We start from the raw sequence: 18,360 nt of genomic DNA, 5'->3' as shown, positions 1-18,360 counted from the left end.
CGCCGGCCCGCCCGCCGCGGTGCCCGGCCCGCCCGCGGCCGTGTCCGGGGGCGCCGGCGCCGGGCGGTCCGCCGCTGCCGCCTCCACGTCCGTCGCCAGGGTGCCGAGGTACAGCTCGATCACCTTCGGGTCGTGCATCAGCTCGCGGCCCGGGCCGGAGTAGGCGTTCGACCCCTGGTCCAGGACGTAGGCGCGGTCGCAGATCTGCAGGCAGCGGCGGGCGTTCTGCTCGACGATCACCACCGACACCCCGGCCTTGTTGATCTTCCGGGTCCGCAGGAACGTCTCGTCCTGCCGCACGGGGGACAGGCCCGCCGACGGCTCGTCGAGCAGCAGCACGGACGGGTCCATCATCAGCGCCCGCGCCATCGCGACCATCTGCCGCTCGCCTCCGGACAGCGACCCGGCGCGCTGCTTGCGGCGCTCACCGAGCACCGGGAACAGGTCGGCGATGAAGTCGAACCGCTCGGCGAACCGCTTCGGCGCCTGGAAGAGCCCCATCTCCAGGTTCTCCTGGATGGACAGCGACGGGAACACGTTGTTGGTCTGCGGCACGAACCCGACGCCGCGGCGCACCAGCGAGTCGGCCCGGTGGTTGGTGATGTCCTCGCCCTTGAGCACGACCGAGCCGGACCGGATGGTCACGAGCCCGAACAGCGCCTTGAGCAGCGTCGACTTCCCGGCGCCGTTCGGGCCGATGATGCCGACGAGCTCGCCGGGGTGCACGACCAGGTTGCAGTCGTCGAGGATGTTCACGCCCGGCACGTACCCGGCGACCAACGAGGTCGCCGCGAGCAGCGGCTCCCCGTCGGGTGCGCCGCGGTGGACGGTCGAGGGGTCGGACCCCTGCACGGCGGTGCTGCTCATCGCGTCCCCTCCTTCGTCTCGGCGGCGGCCTCGGCCCGCGCCTCCGCCTCGAGCTGCTGCATGCTGCCGTCGTCCAGGAGCGCGTCGTCGCCCAGGTCGGTGTCGTGGTGCGCCCCGAGGTAGGCGTCGATGACGGCCTGGTCGGCCATCACGTCCTCGGGCGGTCCCTCGGCGACGATCCGCCCCTCGGCCATGACCACCACCCAGTCGGAGATGTGCCGGACCATGTGCATGTCGTGCTCGACGAACAGCACCGTGGTGCCCTCCTCGCGGAGCGCCTGGATATGGCCGAGCAGCGACTGGGTGAGCGCGGGGTTCACGCCGGCCATCGGCTCGTCCAGCATCACCATCCTCGGCCGGGACATCAGGGCCCGGGCCATCTCCAGCAGCTTGCGCTGGCCGCCGGACAGCGAGCCGGCGTAGTCGTCGCGCTTCGCGTCGAGCTTGAACCGGACCAGCAGCTCCTCGGCCTGCTCGGTGATCTCCTTCTCCCGCGCGGTCCACAGCGGCGGGATCAGCGCGGTGAAGAGGTTCTCGCCGGGCTGCCGGGTCGCGCCGAGCCGCATGTTCTCGATCACGGTCATCCGGGACAGCGCCTTGGTGAGCTGGAACGTCCGGACCATCCCGGACCGCGCCACGCGCGCCGCGGACACCCCGGACAGCGACCGGCCGTCGAACGACCAGGTGCCGGTGGACGGCTTGTCGAACCCGGTCAGCAGGTTGAACAGGGTCGTCTTGCCGGCGCCGTTGGGGCCGATCAGCGCGGTGATGGCGCCGCGCTGCACCTCCAGGTGGCCGACGTCGACGGCGGTCATGCCGCCGAAGTGCCGGGTGACCTGGTCGGCGACGACGATCGCGTCGGGCTTGGGCACGCCGGGGGTGTGCGCGAGGTGCGCGAGGTCGGCGGTGACGCGGTCCCGGCCGGTCGACGTGGTGGCGTGCGGGACGTGCGGGGGGACGTGGCCCCGGGGGAGGTCAGCGGACATCGATCGCCAGCTCCTTCTTGTCGCCGAGGATGCCTTGCGGTCGGAAGATCACCAGGAGCATCAGCGTGACGCCGACGACGATCCAGCCGAACTGCTCGATCTGCTCGGTGCGCATGATCGACTCGGGGACCCCGACGCGCATGACCGACTTGATGAGCATGAGCGACACCCAGAAGATGATCGACCCGAGGACGGGCCCGAACACCGTGGCGGCGCCGCCGAGCAGCAGGATCGTCCAGACGAAGAACGTCATCGGCCGGCCCATGGAGTCGGGCTGCACGGCGCGCGGCAGGACGTAGATGATGCCCGCGACGGCGCCGATCACGCCGCCGAGCACCAGCGCCTGCATCTTGTACGAGTAGACGTTCTTGCCGAGCGAGCGCACGGCGTCCTCGTCCTCGCGGATGCCCTTGAGCACCCGGCCCCACGGGCTGCGGATGAGCAGCCAGATCAGCAGGCACGCGAGGGCGACCACGGCCCAGCCGACGATCCGGACCCACCACGAGTTGGACGCGTTCATCGCGTACTCGAACGGCCCGAGCGCGACCGTGCCGTCGGGGAACGGCGACGCGTCCTGGAACGTGTCCTTGTAGGAGTTGCCGCGCAGGCCGGACGACGCGCCGGTCAGCTCGGTGAGCGCGGTGGACCGGCCGACGAGCCGGACGATCTCGGCGGCGGCGATCGTGACGATCGCGAGGTAGTCGCCGCGGAGCTTGAGGGTCGGGATGCCGAGCAGCAGGCCGAACACGGCGGCGCAGGCGATCGCGACGAGCACGGCGGCCCACAGCGGCCAGCCGGCGATCGTCGAGATCGCGAAGCCGTACGCGCCGAGGAGCATGAAACCGGCCTGGCCCATGTTCAGCAGGCCGGTGAGGCCGAAGTGCACGTTGAGGCCGATGGCGGCGAGCGCGTAGGCCGCGGTGGTCGGGGCGAAGATCTCGCCCGCGACGTTGACGAGGATGCGGGACCAGTCCATGTCGGCTCCTTAACCGATCCGCTCGGCGCGGCCGAGGATGCCCTGGGGCCGCAGCAGCAGGACGAGGATGAGGATGAGCAGGGCGCCGGCGTAGCGCATGTCGCTCGGGATGACGAGGTTCGACATCTCCACGACCAGGCCGATGACGATCGACCCGGCCAGCGCGCCGAACGCCTGCCCGAGCCCGCCGAGCGTGACCGCCGCGAACATCAGGAGCAGCAGGGCGCCGCCCATGTTCCAGGAGGTCGCGTTGAGGTAGAGGCCCATCAGCACGCCGCCCAGCGCGGCCAGCGCCGCCCCGAGCACCCACACGAGGCGGACGATCCGGTCGACGGTGATGCCGGACGCGGCGGCCAGCGCGGGGTTGTCCGACACGGCGCGGGTGGCGCGGCCGACCCGGGTGCCGAGCAGGAAGTACGCGACGCCGGCCAGCACGACGGCGGCGATCAGCAGGGACCACAGCGAGGTCGCGCTGATCCGGACCGGCCCGAGCGTGACCATCGTGGGCGTGGTGGTGACGATGCGCAGCGCGCCGCCGCCGAAGAAGAACTGGTACGTGTACTGCAGCGCCATCGACAGGCCGATGGTGACGATCATCTGCTGGGTGGTGCCGACCCGCCGCCTGCGCAGCGGGTGCCAGATGCCCGCGTCCTGCAGCCAGCCCGAGGCCGCGCCGACGAGGACGGCCAGCACCCCGGCGACGAGCAGCGGCAGCCCGAGGGACTGCACCCCGAGGTACGCGACGATCGCGCCGAGGGTGACCTGCTCGCCGTGGGCGAAGTTCGACAGCCCGGTGGTGCCGTAGATCAGCGACAGGCCGACGGAGGCCAGCGCGAGCAGGACGCCGAACACCAGGCCGCTGCTCGCCTGCTGGGCCAGCCGTCCCCAGGAGAACGAGCCCGAGTCCGACGACCCGGCCGGCGCGCCGACCTCGCCGTCGGCGGCCGGGGCGGTGCTGCCCGGCTCGGGTTCCGTCGCGTCGTCGGACCCGCCCGACACGCCGGCGGGCGGGTCGCCCAGCGGGAACAGCGCCCCCGTCGAGGACCCGAGCGCCACCGTGACGGTGCGCGGGTTGCCGGCGGGGTCGCGCAGCGTCTCGCCGGCGGGGAGCGTCGCCACGTCGAGCGTGACGGTGTACTCGCCCGCGGCGGTGACCGCGACCGTCCAGCGGCCGTCGGCGTCCGTGGTGGCGCTGCTCGCGCCGCCGGGCCCGTCGACGTCCAGGACGACGCCGACCGCGGGTTGCTGGTCCGCGGTGCGGATCGTGCCGTTGATGCAGCCGGTGGCGGCGTCGGCGACGCACCCGGCGCTCGCGGCCCGGGCGGTTCCCGGGTCGGCGAGCAGGAGGAGCAACGAGAGGAGGAGCACGCCGAGGGCGGCGAGCGCCCCGGCGGTGGAACGGTCCCTGGTAGCGGCTCGGCGCACCTGGTCCTCCGTCCGGTCGTGGCCGTGAGGCCGTCGGCAGCGGGCTCGCGCCAGGTCGGGCGGCGTCGAGATGGCGCGACAGTAGGGAGGCTGCGTTTCCAGCCCGTTTCGATCGTGTTCGAGACGTTCGTCACGTCGGTCACGGACCGGTGACCCCCTGCGCGGCGGGCGCCCGCCCCCGGACGGCGCCGTGTTCACCCGGAGGGGTGAGAAGGCCCACAGCGCCGCGTCGTGACCTGCGTCTCCGTCCGCGGGGCCGCCGCGGGGGGCCCGGCGTGACTAGGCAGACACCCGGGTGGTGCGCCATGATCGGGCGATGCCGCGGGGGGCGCAGCAGGATCGCGGTGACACCGGTGTCGCCGCGCCGTCCGAGTAGTCCAGGAGGTCGTCGCACCGTGCGCTCGCCCGTCGCCGTCCGACCCGCCCGCCCCGAGGACCTCGACGTCCTCGTCTCCCTCAGCCTCGCGGCGCGCTCCGAGTCGCTCGTCGGCTCCCAGCTGTGCACCGACGACGCCGACCGCCTGCGGCACCAGATCGGCGCCCTGGTCGCCGAGCCCGGCGCCGTCGGCCTGGTGGGGACGCTCGACGACGAGCTCTGCGGCCTGGTGCTGGCGCGGATCGTGGGGCCGAGCCTGTTCAGCGACGAGGTGACCGTGTCGATCGAGGCGGTCTACGTGGCGGAGGGCGCCCGGCGCCGCGGGGTCGGGCACGCGCTGCTCGGCGGCGTGGTGGAGCAGGCGCGGCGCGTCGGCGCGACGGACGTCCTCGCGGTGCCGCTGCCCGGCGCGCGCGGCATGCACCGGTTCCTCGCCCGCCTCGGGTTCGCCCCGGCGGCGGCGCACCGCGTGGTCAGCACCGAGGTGCTGCAGCGCAAGCTCTCGGCGGACGCCCCGCAGCCCGGTCGCCGGGCCGCCCGCGGGGGTCTGGACGACCTGATCGCCCGCCGGCGGCGCGCCCGCGCGGGGCGCGCCGTGACCGCGACGGAGGCCGCTCAGGCGGGCCGGGCGTCGATCAGCATGCAGGTGAGCCGCGCGGAGCAGATCCGCCGGCCGCGGGGGTCCGAGACCACCACGTCGTAGGTGGCCACCCGGCCGCCCAGGTGGACCGCCGTCGCGGTCCCCGTCACCACGCCCTCGGTCGCCGACCGGTGGTGCGTGCAGCTGAGCTCGATCCCGACCGCCCGCCGGTCCGGGCCCGCGTGCGCGTTCGCGGCGTAGGAGCCGAGCGTCTCCGCGAGCACCGCCGAGGCCCCGCCGTGCAGCAGGCCGTACGGCTGCACGTTGCCGGCGACCGGCATCGTGCCGACCGCGCGCTCGGCGGACACCTCCTGGAGCTCGATGCCCATCCGCTCCATGAGCGTGCCGGGCGGGACGTGGGTGCCGAGGGGCGCGCCGTCGGCGGCGGGCGCGGCGGCGTCGGCGGGGTCGGCGGTGCGCGGCAGGTCGGTGTCAGCCATGCCCGATAGGTTGGCACCCGTGACTGACGCGACGCGACTCCTCCTGGTCGACGGCCACTCGATGGCCTACCGGGCCTTCTTCGCCCTCCCGGTCGACAAGTTCGCCACCTCGACCGGCCAGCCCACCAACGCGGTGTTCGGGTTCGTGTCGATGCTGGCGAACCTGCTGCGGGACGAGGCGCCGACCCACGTGGCCGTCGCGTTCGACGCCGGGCGGACCACGTTCCGCACCGAGCAGTACGAGGAGTACAAGGCCAACCGCTCCGCGTCGCCGGACGCGTTCCGCGGCCAGGTCGAGGTCATCAAGCAGGTCCTGGCGACCATGCACATCCCGACGCTCGACAAGCCGGGCTTCGAGGCCGACGACATCCTCGCGACCCTCGCCCGCCAGGGGGCCGCCGAGGGCATGGACGTGCTGATCTGCTCCGGCGACCGCGACTCGCTGCAGCTCGTGACCGACCGGGTGACGGTGCTGTACCCGGTCAAGGGCGTGTCGGAGCTCGCGCGGATGACGCCGGAGGCGGTCGAGGCCAAGTACGCCGTGCCGCCGGAGCGGTACCCGGACGTCGCGGCCCTGGTCGGCGAGTCCTCGGACAACCTGCCCGGCGTCCCGGGCGTCGGGCCGAAGACGGCCGCCAAGTGGATCGCCACCTACGACGGCCTGCAGGGCATCGTCGCGAACGTCGACAAGATCGCCGGCAAGGCGGGGGAGTCGCTGCGCGCGAACCTCGACCAGGTGCTGCTGAACCGCCAGCTCAACCGGCTGCTCGACGACCTGGAGCTGCCGCTGGGTCCGGAGGACCTGGTCGCGCGGCCCTGGGACCGCGAGGCGCTGCACACCATCCTGGACGAGCTGGAGTTCCGCACCCTGCGCGACCGGCTGTTCGCCATGCTCCCGGGCGAGGACGACGACGCGGGCGAGGTCGCCGGCCCCGCCGAGGGGCCGGTCGTCGTGACCCCGGTCGACGGCGGCCTCGCCGCGTGGCTGGAGCGGCACGCCGGGGCGCGGACCGCGGTGGACGTGCAGGGCTCGGCGTCCCCGGCGGGCGGCGACGCCTGGGGGATCGCCCTCGTGGTCGGCGGGGAGGCCGTGGCGTACGACCTCGCGCAGATCGCCCCGGCCGACGAGGCGACGCTGGCGACGTGGCTCGCCGACCCGGCGCAGCCGAAGGCGCTGCACGCGGCCAAGGAGGCGTGGCACGCGCTCGCCGGGCGCGGGCTCACGCTGGCGGGGGTCGAGTTCGACACCGAGCTCGGCGCGTACCTGCTGCAGCCCGACCGCCGCGGCTACGACCTGTCCGACCTGGCCATCGGCTACCTGCGCCGCGAGCTCGGTGCCGTGGCGGACGAGGCCGGCCAGGGCGCGCTGGACCTCGACCTGGAGGGCTCCTCCGAGGGCACCCGCGGCGCCGTGCGCGCGGCCGCGGTGCTCGACCTCGTCGACGTCCTGGGCGGCCAGCTCGTGGAGCGCGGCGTGGACCACCTGCTCCGCGACGTCGAGCTGCCCCTGGAGAGCGTGCTCGAGCGCATGGAGCACGTCGGCATCGCCGCGGACGCCGGCTATCTCTCCGCGCTGGAGAAGGAGTACGACACCGCGGTGCAGCGCGCCGCGGGGGAGGCGTACGACGCGATCGGGCGGGAGGTGAACCTCGGCTCGCCGAAGCAGCTCCAGGAGGTGCTGTTCGACCAGCTCGACATGCCGAAGACCAAGAAGACCAAGACCGGCTACACCACCGACGCCAACGCGCTGGCCGACCTGTTCGCCCGCACCGGGCACCCGTTCCTCGAGCACCTGCTCGCCCACCGGGACGCCATCCGGCTGCGCCAGACCGTCGAGGGCCTGCTCCGCTCGGTCGCCCCGGACGGCCGGATCCACACGACGTTCCAGCAGACGATCGCGGCGACGGGGCGGCTGTCCTCGACCGACCCGAACCTGCAGAACATCCCGATCCGCACCGAGGCCGGCCGGCAGATCCGCCGGGCGTTCGTGGTCGGCCAGGGGTACGAGACCCTGCTGACCGCCGACTACTCGCAGATCGAGATGCGGATCATGGCCCACCTGTCCGGCGACGAGGGCCTCATCGAGGCGTTCACCGCGGGGGAGGACCTGCACTCCTACGTCGGGTCCCGGGTGTTCGGCGTGCCCACCGACGAGGTCACCAGCGCCCAGCGGTCCAAGATCAAGGCGATGTCGTACGGCCTGGCGTACGGCCTGTCCTCGTACGGCCTGTCGCAGCAGCTGAAGATCGAGGTGTCCGAGGCCGCCGCGCTGATGCAGGACTACTTCCACCGGTTCGGCGGGGTGCGCGACTACCTGACCGGCGTGGCCGACGAGGCCCGCGCGACCGGGTACACCGCGACCATCCTCGGGCGGCGGCGGTACCTGCCGGACCTCACGAGCGACAACCGGGTCCGGCGCGAGGCCGCGGAGCGGATGGCGCTGAACGCCCCGATCCAGGGGTCCGCGGCGGACATCATCAAGCTCGCGATGCTCGGCGTGCAGTCCGAGCTCGACGCGCAGGGGCTCGGCAGCCGGCTGCTGCTCCAGGTGCACGACGAGCTCGTGCTCGAGGTCGCCCCGGGGGAGCGCGAGCAGGTCGAGGCGCTGGTGCGCGCGCAGATGGGGTCGGCGTACGACCTGTCGGTGCCGCTGGACGTGTCGGTCGGCGTCGGCGAGAGCTGGCACGCCGCCGGGCACTGACCCTCGGCGCGCGAGTTCGCCGGTTCCGCGCGAGTTCGCCGGTTGCGCAGCCGCCCTGGGCGCGCAACCGGCGAACTCGGGGCCCGCGACCCGCGGGCTACGCCGGCCGGTGCGCCACGAAGATCGCCGTGCCCGGCAGGTGCCGGCCGCGCAGCGGGCTCCAGCCGCCCCAGGTCCGGTCGTTCTCGTCGGGCCAGGCCGGCTCGACGATGCGGTCCAGCACCAGCCCGGCGCCCACCAGGTCCGCCACGTGGTCGCCGATCGTCCGGTGGTACTCGGCGTACAGCACCCGCCCGTGCTCGTCCCGCTCCACGTACGGCCGCCGGTCGAAGTAGGACCGGTCGGCGGTGAGCCCGCGCTCGCCCGGGTCGTCGGGGAACGCCCAGCGCACCGGGTGCGTCACCGAGCACACCCAGCGCCCGCCCGGCCGCAGCACCCGTGCCGCCTCGGCGTGCACCCGGCCGGCGTCGGGCACGAACGGGATGGCGCCGTAGGCGGTGAACACGACGTCGAACGACCGGTCGGGGAACGGCAGCGCCCGCGCGTCGGCCTGCACGAGCGGCACCGTCGCGGCCCGGCCCGCGACCGGACCGGCCTCGCGGGCCGGGTCGCCCGCCAGCCGCCGGTCGAGCTCCCGCGCGGCGGCGAGCATCCCGCCGGACACGTCCGTCGCCACCGCCTGGGCGCCCCGCGCGGCGAGCCACCGCGAGCACTGCGCCGCGCCGGCGCCGACCTCGAGCACCCGCCGCCCGGCGACGTCGCCCAGCAGACCCGCCTCGGACTCGCGCAGCCCCTCGGGGCACCAGAGGAAGTCGTCGTCGCCGAGGAACGCCCCGTGCTCGTCCAGGTACTCGCCCGCGTTCGCGTCCCACCAGCGCCGTCCGGCGCCCTCGGTCGCGGCGGCGGGGACGTCGAGGTAGCCGGCCGCTGCGAGCCGGGAGTCGGTGCTGTCATCCACCCGCACGACGGTAGCCGGACGAATCGCCCGGGACCTCCGGCTCACGGGTGCCCGGGACGAGCACGGCTAGCCTGGTCACGCCGCGCGAGGGTGCCGCGGCCACCCCATCTCAGAAGGAGACCTCAGCGTGCGTGTCGGACTGCTCACCGGCGGGGGCGACGTCCCCGGTCTGAACGCGGCGATCCGCGCCGTCGTCAAGCGCGGGGAGGGGGAGTACGGGCACTCGATCATCGGCTTCCGCAACGGGTGGCGCGGCGTCGTGGACGGCGACATCGTCCCGCTCAGCCGCAGCCACATCCGCAACGTGCTGCCCCTGGGCGGCACCCTGCTGGGGACGGCGCGGTACCACCCGCACTCCTCGAACGGCGGGGTGGACGCCGTGCTGGCGACGCTGGAGGCCGAGCGGATCGAGGCGCTGATCTGCATCGGCGGCGACGGCACGCTGCACGCCGCGTCGAAGGTGGCCGAGGCCGGCGTGAAGATCGTCGCCATCCCCAAGACGATCGACAACGACGTGTGGGGCACCGACCGGTCGATCGGCTTCGACACCGCGGTCGAGATCGCCACCGAGGCGATCGACCGGGTGCACACCACGGCCGAGTCGCACAACCGCGTCATGATCGTCGAGGTCATGGGCCGCAGCGCCGGCTGGATCGCCGTGACCGCGGGCATCGCCGGCGGCGCCGAGGTCGTGCTGGCCCCCGAGGAGCCGTTCGACATCGACAAGGTCATCAAGTTCCTCAAGCACCGGCACCGCGCGCACGCGAACTTCTCGATCGTGGTCGTCGCCGAGGGCGCCGTGCCCGCCGAGGGCACCTCGATGTCCTACGAGGCGCCGGTCGGCCAGTTCGGCGAGATCGTCGCGGGCGCGATCACCGCGCGGGTCAAGGCGGAGATCGAGCAGCGCACCGGGTTCGACACCCGCGTGACCGTCCTCGGCCACGTGCAGCGCGGCGGGAGCCCGGTGCCCGCGGACCGGATCCTCGGCAGCCGGTTCGGCGTCGCCGCGATCGACGCGGTGAGCCGGGGCGAGACCGACGTCATGACGGCGCTGCGCGGCGACGAGGTCGTGCTGGTGCCGCTGCAGGAGATCGCCGGCAAGGTCAAGCGGGTCCCCGCCGAGCTGCTCCAGGTGGCCCGGGCGCTCGCCTGACCGCCGCGGGCCGTGCGGCCCGCCGCACGCGGGCCGCCCGGGCAGCCGTCACCACGGCGCCCGGGCGGCTTTGACCCGCTGTCGTCACGGCGGGTAAGGTGTTCGCCGGTGTGGCGTGCCGTCTGGCGCCCCGCCGAACCCGTTCCCACTACTTCATGTCCGCATCGGAGCCCATCCCTACATGAGCATCTCCACCCCCGCCAAGCCCGGCACCCCGCAGGTCGCGGTCAACGACATCGGCTCGGCCGAGGACTTCCTCGCCGCGGTCGACGCCACGATCAAGTACTTCAACGACGGCGACATCGTCGAGGGCACCATCGTCAAGGTCGACCGCGACGAGGTCCTGCTCGACATCGGTTACAAGACCGAGGGCGTCATCCCGTCCCGCGAGCTGTCCATCAAGCACGACGTGGACCCGGGCGAGGTCGTCAAGGTCGGTGACGAGGTCGAGGCCCTCGTCCTCCAGAAGGAGGACAAGGAGGGTCGTCTGATCCTGTCCAAGAAGCGCGCCCAGTACGAGCGCGCCTGGGGCACGATCGAGAAGATCAAGGAGGAGGACGGCGTCGTCACCGGCACCGTCATCGAGGTGGTCAAGGGTGGCCTCATCCTCGACATCGGCCTCCGTGGCTTCCTCCCGGCCTCCCTCGTGGAGATGCGTCGTGTCCGCGACCTCCAGCCGTACGTCGGCAAGGAGATCGAGGCGAAGATCATCGAGCTCGACAAGAACCGCAACAACGTGGTCCTGTCGCGCCGCGCCTGGCTCGAGCAGACGCAGTCCGAGGTCCGCTCCACCTTCCTGCAGACCCTGCAGAAGGGCCAGGTCCGCCCCGGTGTCGTGTCCTCGATCGTCAACTTCGGCGCGTTCGTCGACCTGGGCGGCGTGGACGGGCTCGTGCACGTCTCCGAGCTGTCCTGGAAGCACATCGACCACCCGTCCGAGGTCGTCGAGGTCGGCCAGGAGGTCACGGTCGAGGTCCTGGACGTCGACTTCGACCGCGAGCGGGTCTCCCTGTCGCTGAAGGCGACGCAGGAGGACCCGTGGCAGGCCTTCGCCCGGACGCACGCCATCGGCCAGGTCGTCCCCGGCAAGGTCACCAAGCTCGTCCCGTTCGGCGCGTTCGTGCGCGTCGAGGACGGCATCGAGGGCCTGGTGCACATCTCGGAGCTGGCCGTGCGCCACGTCGAGATCCCGGAGCAGGTCGTCCAGGTCGGCGACGACGTGTTCGTCAAGGTCATCGACATCGACCTGGAGCGCCGCCGCATCTCGCTGTCGCTCAAGCAGGCGAACGAGGGCTTCGACCCGACCTCCGAGGACTTCGACCCCGCGCTGTACGGCATGGCGGCCGAGTACGACGAGGAGGGGAACTACAAGTACCCCGAGGGCTTCGACCCGACCACCAACGAGTGGCTCGAGGGCTACGAGTCCCAGCGCGAGACCTGGGAGGCGCAGTACGCCCAGGCGCACGAGCGCTGGGAGGCGCACCGCAAGCAGGTCCTGGACGCCGTCCAGGCCGACGCGGAGGCCGCTCAGGGTGGTGGCGACTCCGCCGCCTCGAGCTCGTCGTCGTCGTCGTCCTCCTCGTCGTCGTCGTCCTCCTCGTACTCCTCGGCTCCGGCCCAGGAGGCGACCGGCACGCTCGCCTCGGACGAGGCCCTGGCCGCGCTCCGCGAGAAGCTCACCGGCAACTGAGCCGACCGCCGGGCGCACCGCCCGGCCACCGGTCCGACGGGCCGGCCACCTCCGGGTGGCCGGCCCGTCGGCGTTCCCGGGCGCGGTCGTCGGAGTCCGGCGTCTCACCTGGTGCTTCCCGCCGTCTCACCTGTGGGTGCCCCGTGAGAGGATCGACGGCACCGCCACCTCGTCTCGCGAAAGGCCGTGCTGTGCCCGCGCGCTCCACCACGCCCCGTCCGGCGATGCTCACCGGGTCGGTGCTGCGGCGCTCCCTGCTGCTGCTCGGCAGGGGTATCGCCTCCCAGCCGCGGACGTACGTGCTGGCGATCGGCACCTCGGCGGCGTACGGCGCGCTGACGGTCGCGGTCAGCCGCGTGCTCGGCTGGGCGACGGACGACGTCGTGGTCCCGGCGCTGGGCGGGGACCCGGACGCCCGCGGCCGGATCTGGGTGGCGGGCGGCGTGCTCGCCCTGGTCGCGGTGTCCCTGGCCGCCGCCGTCGCCGGCCGGCGGATCTTCGCCGGCATGGGCGTGGCGGACCAGCAGGCCATGCACCGCCGCGCGGTGACCCGGCAGTACCTGCGGCTGCCGATCACCTGGCACCGCGCGCACCCCACCGGCCAGCTGCTGTCCAACGCGTCCGCCGACGTCGAGGCCGCCACCGGCGTGTTCAACCCGCTGCCGTTCGCGCTGGGCGTCGTCGTGATGATCGGCGTCGCCGCGGTCGCGCTGTTCAGCACGGACGTCTGGCTGGCCGTCGCGGCGATGGCGGTGCTGCCGGCCGCCGTCGTGGCGAACCTGGTGTTCCAGCGCCGGATGTCCCCGGCCGCGACCCGCGCCCAGCAGCTCCGCGCCGAGGTCGCCGACATCGCGCACGAGAGCTTCGAGGCGGCGCTGCTGGTCAAGTCGCTCGGGACCGAGGAGCGCGAGGAGCGCCGGTTCGCCGAGCGCGCCGGTCGGCTCCGGGACGCCAACGTGCGGGTCGGCGTCGTGCGCGCCTACTTCGACCCGGTGATCGACATGCTGCCGAGCCTCGGCACGCTGCTCGTGCTGCTGGTCGGCGTGTGGCGGGTGGAGGCCGGCGCGGTCGGCACGGGCGACATCGTGTCCGCGGCGTACCTCCTCACGCTCATGGCGGTGCCGGTGCGCGCGTTCGGCTGGGTGCTCGGCGAGCTGCCGCGCGGTCTGGTCGGGCACGAGCGCGTGGCGCGGGTGGTGGACGCGGAGGGCGAGCTCGTGCCGGGTGCGCGTCCGCTCGCCCGGGGCGCGGGGGGCGGGGCGGCGCTGCGGCTGTCCGGCGTCGGCGTGCAGGTCCCCGGGCCTGCGGGCCCGATCCCGCTGCTCAGCGACGTCGACCTGGACGTCGCACCCGGCCGGGTGGTCGCGGTGGTCGGCCCGACGGGTGCCGGGAAGACGACGCTGGTGTCGCTCGTCCCGCGGCTCACCGACCCCGGCACCGGCACCGTGGAGGTCGACGGCACCGACGTGCGCGACCTCGTCCCGGGCGACCTCACCGACCAGGTGGTGCTGGTCGGGCAGCAGACCTTCGTGTTCGAGGACACCGTGCGCGGCAACGTCACGCTGCGCGACCCCGACGACCCGGGCGCCCCGTCGGACGACGAGGTGTGGGCCGCGCTGCGGCTCGCCCGGGTCGACGGCGTCGTGCGCGACCTGCCCGGGGGCCTGGACGCCCGGCTCGGCGAGCGCGGGTCGAACCTGTCCGGCGGCCAGCGGCAGCGGCTCGCGATCGCCCGGGCGCTGGTGCGCCGGCCGCGGCTGCTGGTGCTGGACGACGCGACGTCCGCGGTCGACCCGCGGGTGGAGCAGGACATCCTCACGGGGCTGCGGGCGCACGCCGGCGGCGACGCGAGCGGCCCCACCGTGCTGCTGGTGGCCTACCGGATGTCCTCGGTGCTCCTCGCCGACGAGGTGGTGCACCTGGCCGGCGGCCGGGTGGTCGACCACGGCACGCACGCCGAGCTGCTGGCCCGGGACCCGGGCTACGCGGAGCTCGCGACCGCCTACGAGCAGGAGTCCGAGCGCCGCGCGACCCGCCGGGCGGAGGCGCTGGACGCGGAGGCGGCGGCGGCCGACGAGCGCGCCGACGCCCGCGAGGACGAGGACGAGCTGGACCCGGAGGGAGCCCGATGAGCGCCGAGCAGCAGGAGGCGGGCCTGGGCGGCACGCACCGCGGGGTCATGGGCACGCTGCGGCGCGGCGTCGAGGTGTCGCCGCAGCTCGTGCAGGGCATCGGGCTGACGTTCCTGCTCGCGACGCTCGCCGCGGCGGGCAAGGTCGTGGTGCCCGTCGCGGTGCAGCAGGTGATGGACACCGGCATCCTCGCGGACGGCGGCCCGGACGTGCGCCGCGTCGTCACCCTCGTGGTGGCCGCGGCGCTCGCGCTGGCGGCCGGCGGGCTGTGCTCGGCCCTGGTCAACGTGCGGCTGTTCCGTGCCAGCGAGGCCGGCCTGGCCCAGCTCCGGGTGCGGGCGTTCCGGCACGTGCACGACCTGTCGGTGCTGACCCAGAACACCGAGCGGCGCGGGTCGCTGGTGTCCCGGGTGACCTCGGACGTCGACACCATCTCGATGTTCGTGCAGTGGGGCGGCATCATGCTGCTCGTCTCGACCCTCCAGGTGCTGGTCGCGACGGTGCTCATGTCGGTCTACTCCTGGCAGCTGACCCTCCTGGTGTGGCTGTGCTTCGGGCCCCTGGTGCTCGCGCTGCGGCCACTCCAGCGCCGGGTCAACGTCGCGTACACCACCGTGCGCGAGCGGGTCGGCGCCATGCTCGGCGCCGTGTCCGAGGCGGTCGTCGGGGCGGAGACCATCCGGGCGTACGGCGTGCAGCGCCGGGTGCAGCGGAACGTCGACGAGCGGATCGGTGCGACCCGGGACGCGATGGTCCGCGCGCAGAACACCGTGTCGCTGGTGTTCTCCTCCGGCGTGCTGGTCGCGAACCTCGTGCTGGCCGTCGTGGTCGTCGCCGGCACCGCGCTCGGCGTCGCGGGGGACCTCAGCGTCGGCAAGCTGCTCGCGTTCCTGTTCCTCGTGCAGCTGTTCACGGGCCCGGTGCAGCAGGCCACCGAGGTGCTGAACGAGCTGCAGAACGCGGTCGCCGGGTGGCGCCGGGTGCTCGGCATCATCGACACGCCCGTGCAGGTCGCCGACCCCGGCCCGCGCGCCGTGCCGTCCCCGCGCGGCCCCGCCGCGGTCGAGCTGCAGGGCGTGGGCTTCGCCTACCCGGACGGGCCGCCCGTGCTGCACGACGTCGACCTGCACCTGCCCGCCGGCCGCTCGGTCGCCGTCGTCGGCGCCACCGGCTCCGGCAAGACCACGATCGCCAAGCTGGTCACCCGGCTGATGGACCCGACCCGCGGGGCCGTGCTGCTCGACGGCACCGACCTGCGCACCGTGCGCACCGAGGACCTGCGCCGCCGGGTGGTCATGGTGCCCCAGGAGGGCTTCCTGTTCGACGCCACGCTCGCGGAGAACCTGGTCTACGGCCTGCGCGACGGCGACGACCACGCCGCGCCGACCCCGGCCGAGGCGGAGCCCCGGCTGCGCGCCGCGCTCGCCGAGCTCGGCCTCACCGACTGGGTCGCCGAGCTGCCGTCCGGGCTGGACACGCCCGTCGGGCAGCGCGGCGAGGCGCTGTCGGCGGGGGAGCGGCAGCTCGTCGCGCTGACCCGCGCGTACCTCGCGGACGCCGACCTGCTCGTCCTGGACGAGGCCACGTCCGCGGTCGACCCGGCCACCGAGGTGCGGATCGCCCGCGCGCTCGACTCCCTGACCACCGGGCGGAGCACGGTGACGATCGCGCACCGGCTGTCGACCGCCGAGGCGGCGGACCTGGTCGTGGTGGTGGACGCCGGGCACGTGGTCGAGCTCGGGCCGCACGAGGACCTGGTCGCCCGCGACGGCGTGTACGCGGCGATGCACCGGGCCTGGGTGGCGCAGACGCGCTGAGGACCGGGGTCCGGGGCCAGGGCTGTCGCGCGGGGTCCGCGGGACGGTCGCGCCACCGGCCGGGGCGCCGGGCCGTGGGAGGATCGGGGGCGTGAGCGAGACGCAGACCCCCGCCCCCGCGGGCGCCCCGAGCCCCCTCGACCCGGACCTCGCCGCGCGCCTGCGCCGCGACGCGTCCGGCCTGGTCGCGGCCGTGGTGCAGCAGCACGACACCGGCGAGGTGCTCATGCTCGGCTGGATGGACGACGAGGCGCTGCACCGCACGCTGACCGGCGGCCGGGTCGTGTTCTGGAGCCGGTCCCGGCAGGAGTACTGGCGCAAGGGCGACACGTCCGGGCACGCCCAGTACGTGAAGTCCGTGGCGCTCGACTGCGACGGCGACGCGCTGCTCGTGCGGGTCGACCAGGTGGGCGCCGCCTGCCACACCGGGACGCGCACCTGCTTCGAGGCGGGCGGCGACCTCGGCGCGGTCGTGGCCGAGCGGCCGGGGGACCCGGCGTGACCGCGGGAGCCCCGGCGGCGGGGGCCCGGGCGGCCGGCGGCGCGGGAGAGGCGACCGCGCCGGCCGTGACGCCGGCCGACGTGCCCTGGGGGGCGACCTGGCCCGGGCTGGACCAGTTCCGGGAGCTCGCCCCGACGCGCCGCGTCGTCCCCGTCGTGCGCCGCCTGCTCGCCGACGACACCACCCCCGTCGGGCTGTACCGCACGCTCGCCGGCGGCCGGCCCGGCACGTTCGTCCTGGAGTCCGCCGAGCAGGACGGCTCGTGGTCCCGGTGGTCGTTCGTGGGCGTCCGGTCGCGGGCGACGCTGACCGTGCGCGACGGCCGGGCCGTGTGGACCGGCGACGTGCCGGCCGGCGTCCCGACCGAGGGCGACCCGCTCGCCGTGCTCGGCGAGACGCTCGAGGTGCTCCGCACGCCCGCCGTGCCCGGGCTGCCCCCGCTGACCGGCGGCCTGGTCGGCGCGCTCGGCTGGGACGTGGTCCGGCACTGGGAGCCGACGCTGCCGGCCACCGCGCCCGACGAGCTGGGCGTGCCCGAGATGACGCTCCTGCTCGCGAGCGACCTCGCGGTCACCGACCACCGGGACGGCTCCGTGTGGCTGGTCGCGAACGCGATCAACTTCGACGGCACCGACGCGCGGGTGGACGAGGCGCACGCGGACGCCGTCGCCCGGCTGGACGCGATGCAGGCGGCACTGCTCCGGCCCGCCGCGCCCGCCGCCGCGCACCTGGTGGACGCGCCGGCGCCCGCGCTGGAGTTCCGGTCGACGGCCGCCGAGTTCGAGGCCGCGGTCGCCCGCGGCCAGGAGGCGATCGTCGACGGCGAGGTGTTCCAGGTCGTGCTGTCGCAGCGCCTCGACCTGGACTGCCCGGCCGCGCCGCTCGACGTCTACCGCGTGCTCCGGACCATCAACCCGAGCCCGTACATGTACTACCTCCAGCTGCAGGACGCCGACGGCCGGGACTTCGCGGTCGTCGGGTCCAGCCCCGAGACGCTGGTCAAGGTCACCGAGGGGCACGTCACGACGTTCCCGATCGCCGGGTCCCGGCCCCGCGGCGCCACCCCCGAGGAGGACCGGGCGCTGCACGACGAGCTGCTCGCCGACCCCAAGGAGCGCGCCGAGCACCTGATGCTGGTGGACCTCAGCCGCAACGACCTGGTCAAGGTCTGCGAGCCGGCGACGGTGGAGGTCGTCGAGTTCATGGCGGTGCGCCGGTTCAGCCACATCATGCACATCTGCTCGACCGTCGTCGGCCGGCTGCGCGCGGGGGCGACCGCGCTCGGCGCGTTCACGGCGACGTTCCCGGCCGGCACGCTGTCCGGCGCGCCGAAGCCGCGCGCGATCGCGCTGATCGACGAGATCGAGCCCGCCCGCCGCGGCATCTACGGCGGCACCGTCGGCTACTTCGACCTCGCGGGGGACATGGACATGGCCATCGCGATCCGCACGGCGCTGATCCGGGACGGCCGGGCGAGCGTGCAGGCCGGCGCGGGCATCGTGGCCGACTCCGTGCCCGCCACCGAGTACCAGGAGTCCCGGGACAAGGCCGCGGCCGCCGTGCGCGCGGTGCAGGTCGCGTCCCGGCTCCGGTCGGTCGGGCCGTCGTGAGCGGGGCCCCGGGCGCGCCCGCCCGCGGCCGCGGCCGCCGGGGCCGGTGGGTGCTCGTCCTGCTGCTGCTCTCGGGTCTCGTCGCGC

General features: G+C 74.4%; 14 protein-coding genes. 8 read left to right on the top strand and 6 right to left on the bottom strand.

Annotated elements, in window-relative coordinates; genetic code table 11:
* From FA014_RS09995 to FA014_RS09980, 4 genes are all read right to left on the bottom strand, one after another.
* The coding region (locus FA014_RS09995) for an ABC transporter ATP-binding protein (protein ID WP_154729538.1) at positions 1–867 on the bottom strand (867 nt) is incomplete at its 3' end.
* Complete coding sequence (locus tag FA014_RS09990) at positions 864–1,853, bottom strand: ABC transporter ATP-binding protein (RefSeq protein WP_154729537.1); 990 nt, start codon at positions 1,851–1,853, stop codon at positions 864–866. The genes FA014_RS09995 and FA014_RS09990, both read right to left, overlap by 4 nt.
* On the bottom strand, positions 1,843–2,829 hold the full coding sequence (locus FA014_RS09985; RefSeq protein ID WP_154729536.1) for a branched-chain amino acid ABC transporter permease: 987 nt from the start codon (positions 2,827–2,829) through the stop codon (positions 1,843–1,845). Before FA014_RS09985 ends, FA014_RS09990 begins: the two co-directional genes overlap by 11 nt.
* 9 nt (positions 2,830–2,838) lie before the next feature.
* Positions 2,839–4,254 carry a branched-chain amino acid ABC transporter permease gene (locus FA014_RS09980; RefSeq protein WP_154729535.1) on the bottom strand — a complete coding sequence of 472 codons (1,416 nt, stop codon included), beginning with the start codon at positions 4,252–4,254 and terminating at the stop codon, positions 2,839–2,841.
* A 395-nt stretch (positions 4,255–4,649) separates the two neighbouring features.
* Between FA014_RS09980 and FA014_RS09975 the strand changes: the two genes are divergently transcribed.
* Positions 4,650–5,333, top strand: a complete 684-nt coding sequence (locus tag FA014_RS09975) for a GNAT family N-acetyltransferase (RefSeq protein ID WP_230323026.1) — start codon at positions 4,650–4,652, stop codon at positions 5,331–5,333.
* Here the strand turns inward: FA014_RS09975 and FA014_RS09970 are convergent.
* Positions 5,246–5,608, bottom strand: coding sequence for a PaaI family thioesterase (locus FA014_RS09970; RefSeq protein ID WP_230323027.1), 363 nt, complete (start codon positions 5,606–5,608; stop codon positions 5,246–5,248). The genes FA014_RS09975 and FA014_RS09970 overlap by 88 nt on opposite strands.
* Before the next feature lie 100 nt (positions 5,609–5,708).
* On the opposite strand from FA014_RS09970, the gene polA reads away from it, so the two are divergent.
* The gene (gene polA / locus FA014_RS09965; RefSeq protein ID WP_230323025.1) at positions 5,709–8,411 is read left to right on the top strand and encodes a DNA polymerase I; all 2,703 of its coding nucleotides are present in this window, start codon (positions 5,709–5,711) and stop codon (positions 8,409–8,411) included.
* 97 nt (positions 8,412–8,508) lie between these two features.
* On the opposite strand, the gene FA014_RS09960 is transcribed toward polA, so the two are convergent.
* Positions 8,509–9,369, bottom strand: coding sequence for a class I SAM-dependent methyltransferase (locus FA014_RS09960; RefSeq protein WP_154729531.1), 861 nt, complete (start codon positions 9,367–9,369; stop codon positions 8,509–8,511).
* Between the two features lie 127 nt (positions 9,370–9,496).
* Between FA014_RS09960 and FA014_RS09955 the strand changes: the two genes are divergently transcribed.
* The 6 genes from FA014_RS09955 (at position 9,497) to FA014_RS09930 (ending at position 18,273) form a co-directional block, all read left to right on the top strand.
* On the top strand, positions 9,497–10,522 hold the full coding sequence (locus tag FA014_RS09955; RefSeq protein ID WP_154729530.1) for a 6-phosphofructokinase: 1,026 nt from the start codon (positions 9,497–9,499) through the stop codon (positions 10,520–10,522).
* A 181-nt stretch (positions 10,523–10,703) separates the two neighbouring features.
* Positions 10,704–12,212, top strand: coding sequence for a 30S ribosomal protein S1 (rpsA, locus tag FA014_RS09950; protein ID WP_154729529.1), 1,509 nt, complete (start codon positions 10,704–10,706; stop codon positions 12,210–12,212).
* A gap of 224 nt (positions 12,213–12,436) precedes the next feature.
* Positions 12,437–14,344 (top strand): ABC transporter ATP-binding protein, encoded by a 1,908-nt coding sequence (locus tag FA014_RS09945; protein WP_154729540.1) that lies wholly within the window; start codon positions 12,437–12,439, stop codon positions 14,342–14,344.
* Positions 14,341–16,161: an ABC transporter ATP-binding protein gene (locus tag FA014_RS09940; RefSeq protein ID WP_154729528.1), complete on the top strand. Its 1,821-nt coding sequence runs from the start codon at positions 14,341–14,343 to the stop codon at positions 16,159–16,161. The genes FA014_RS09945 and FA014_RS09940 overlap by 4 nt, the downstream gene beginning before the upstream one ends.
* Positions 16,162–16,252: 91 nt before the next feature.
* Positions 16,253–16,663 (top strand): phosphoribosyl-AMP cyclohydrolase, encoded by a 411-nt coding sequence (gene hisI, locus FA014_RS09935; RefSeq protein ID WP_154729527.1) that lies wholly within the window; start codon positions 16,253–16,255, stop codon positions 16,661–16,663.
* A gap of 65 nt (positions 16,664–16,728) precedes the next feature.
* Positions 16,729–18,273: an anthranilate synthase component I gene (locus FA014_RS09930; protein ID WP_154729539.1), complete on the top strand. Its 1,545-nt coding sequence runs from the start codon at positions 16,729–16,731 to the stop codon at positions 18,271–18,273.
* Positions 18,274–18,360: the final 87 nt, after the last annotated feature.

The organism is Cellulomonas hominis, assembly GCF_005239125.1.
GTDB classification, from domain to species: Bacteria; Actinomycetota; Actinomycetes; order Actinomycetales; family Cellulomonadaceae; genus Cellulomonas; species Cellulomonas hominis_A.
This window is presented reverse-complemented; position numbering and strand designations above follow the sequence as displayed.

What these genes read in the sequence shown, in the direction of transcription:
- FA014_RS09985 (WP_154729536.1), bottom strand. Translation starts at nt 2,829, where the DNA reads ATGGACTGGTCCCGCATCCTCGTCAACGTCGCGGGCGAGATCTTCGCC.
- FA014_RS09945 (WP_154729540.1), top strand. Translation starts at nt 12,437, where the DNA reads ATGCTCACCGGGTCGGTGCTGCGGCGCTCCCTGCTGCTGCTCGGCAGG.
- polA (WP_230323025.1), top strand. Translation starts at nt 5,709, where the DNA reads ATGCCCGATAGGTTGGCACCCGTGACTGACGCGACGCGACTCCTCCTG.
- rpsA (WP_154729529.1), top strand. Translation starts at nt 10,704, where the DNA reads ATGAGCATCTCCACCCCCGCCAAGCCCGGCACCCCGCAGGTCGCGGTC.
- FA014_RS09990 (WP_154729537.1), bottom strand. Translation starts at nt 1,853, where the DNA reads ATGTCCGCTGACCTCCCCCGGGGCCACGTCCCCCCGCACGTCCCGCAC.
- FA014_RS09970 (WP_230323027.1), bottom strand. Translation starts at nt 5,608, where the DNA reads ATGGAGCGGATGGGCATCGAGCTCCAGGAGGTGTCCGCCGAGCGCGCG.
- FA014_RS09940 (WP_154729528.1), top strand. Translation starts at nt 14,341, where the DNA reads ATGAGCGCCGAGCAGCAGGAGGCGGGCCTGGGCGGCACGCACCGCGGG.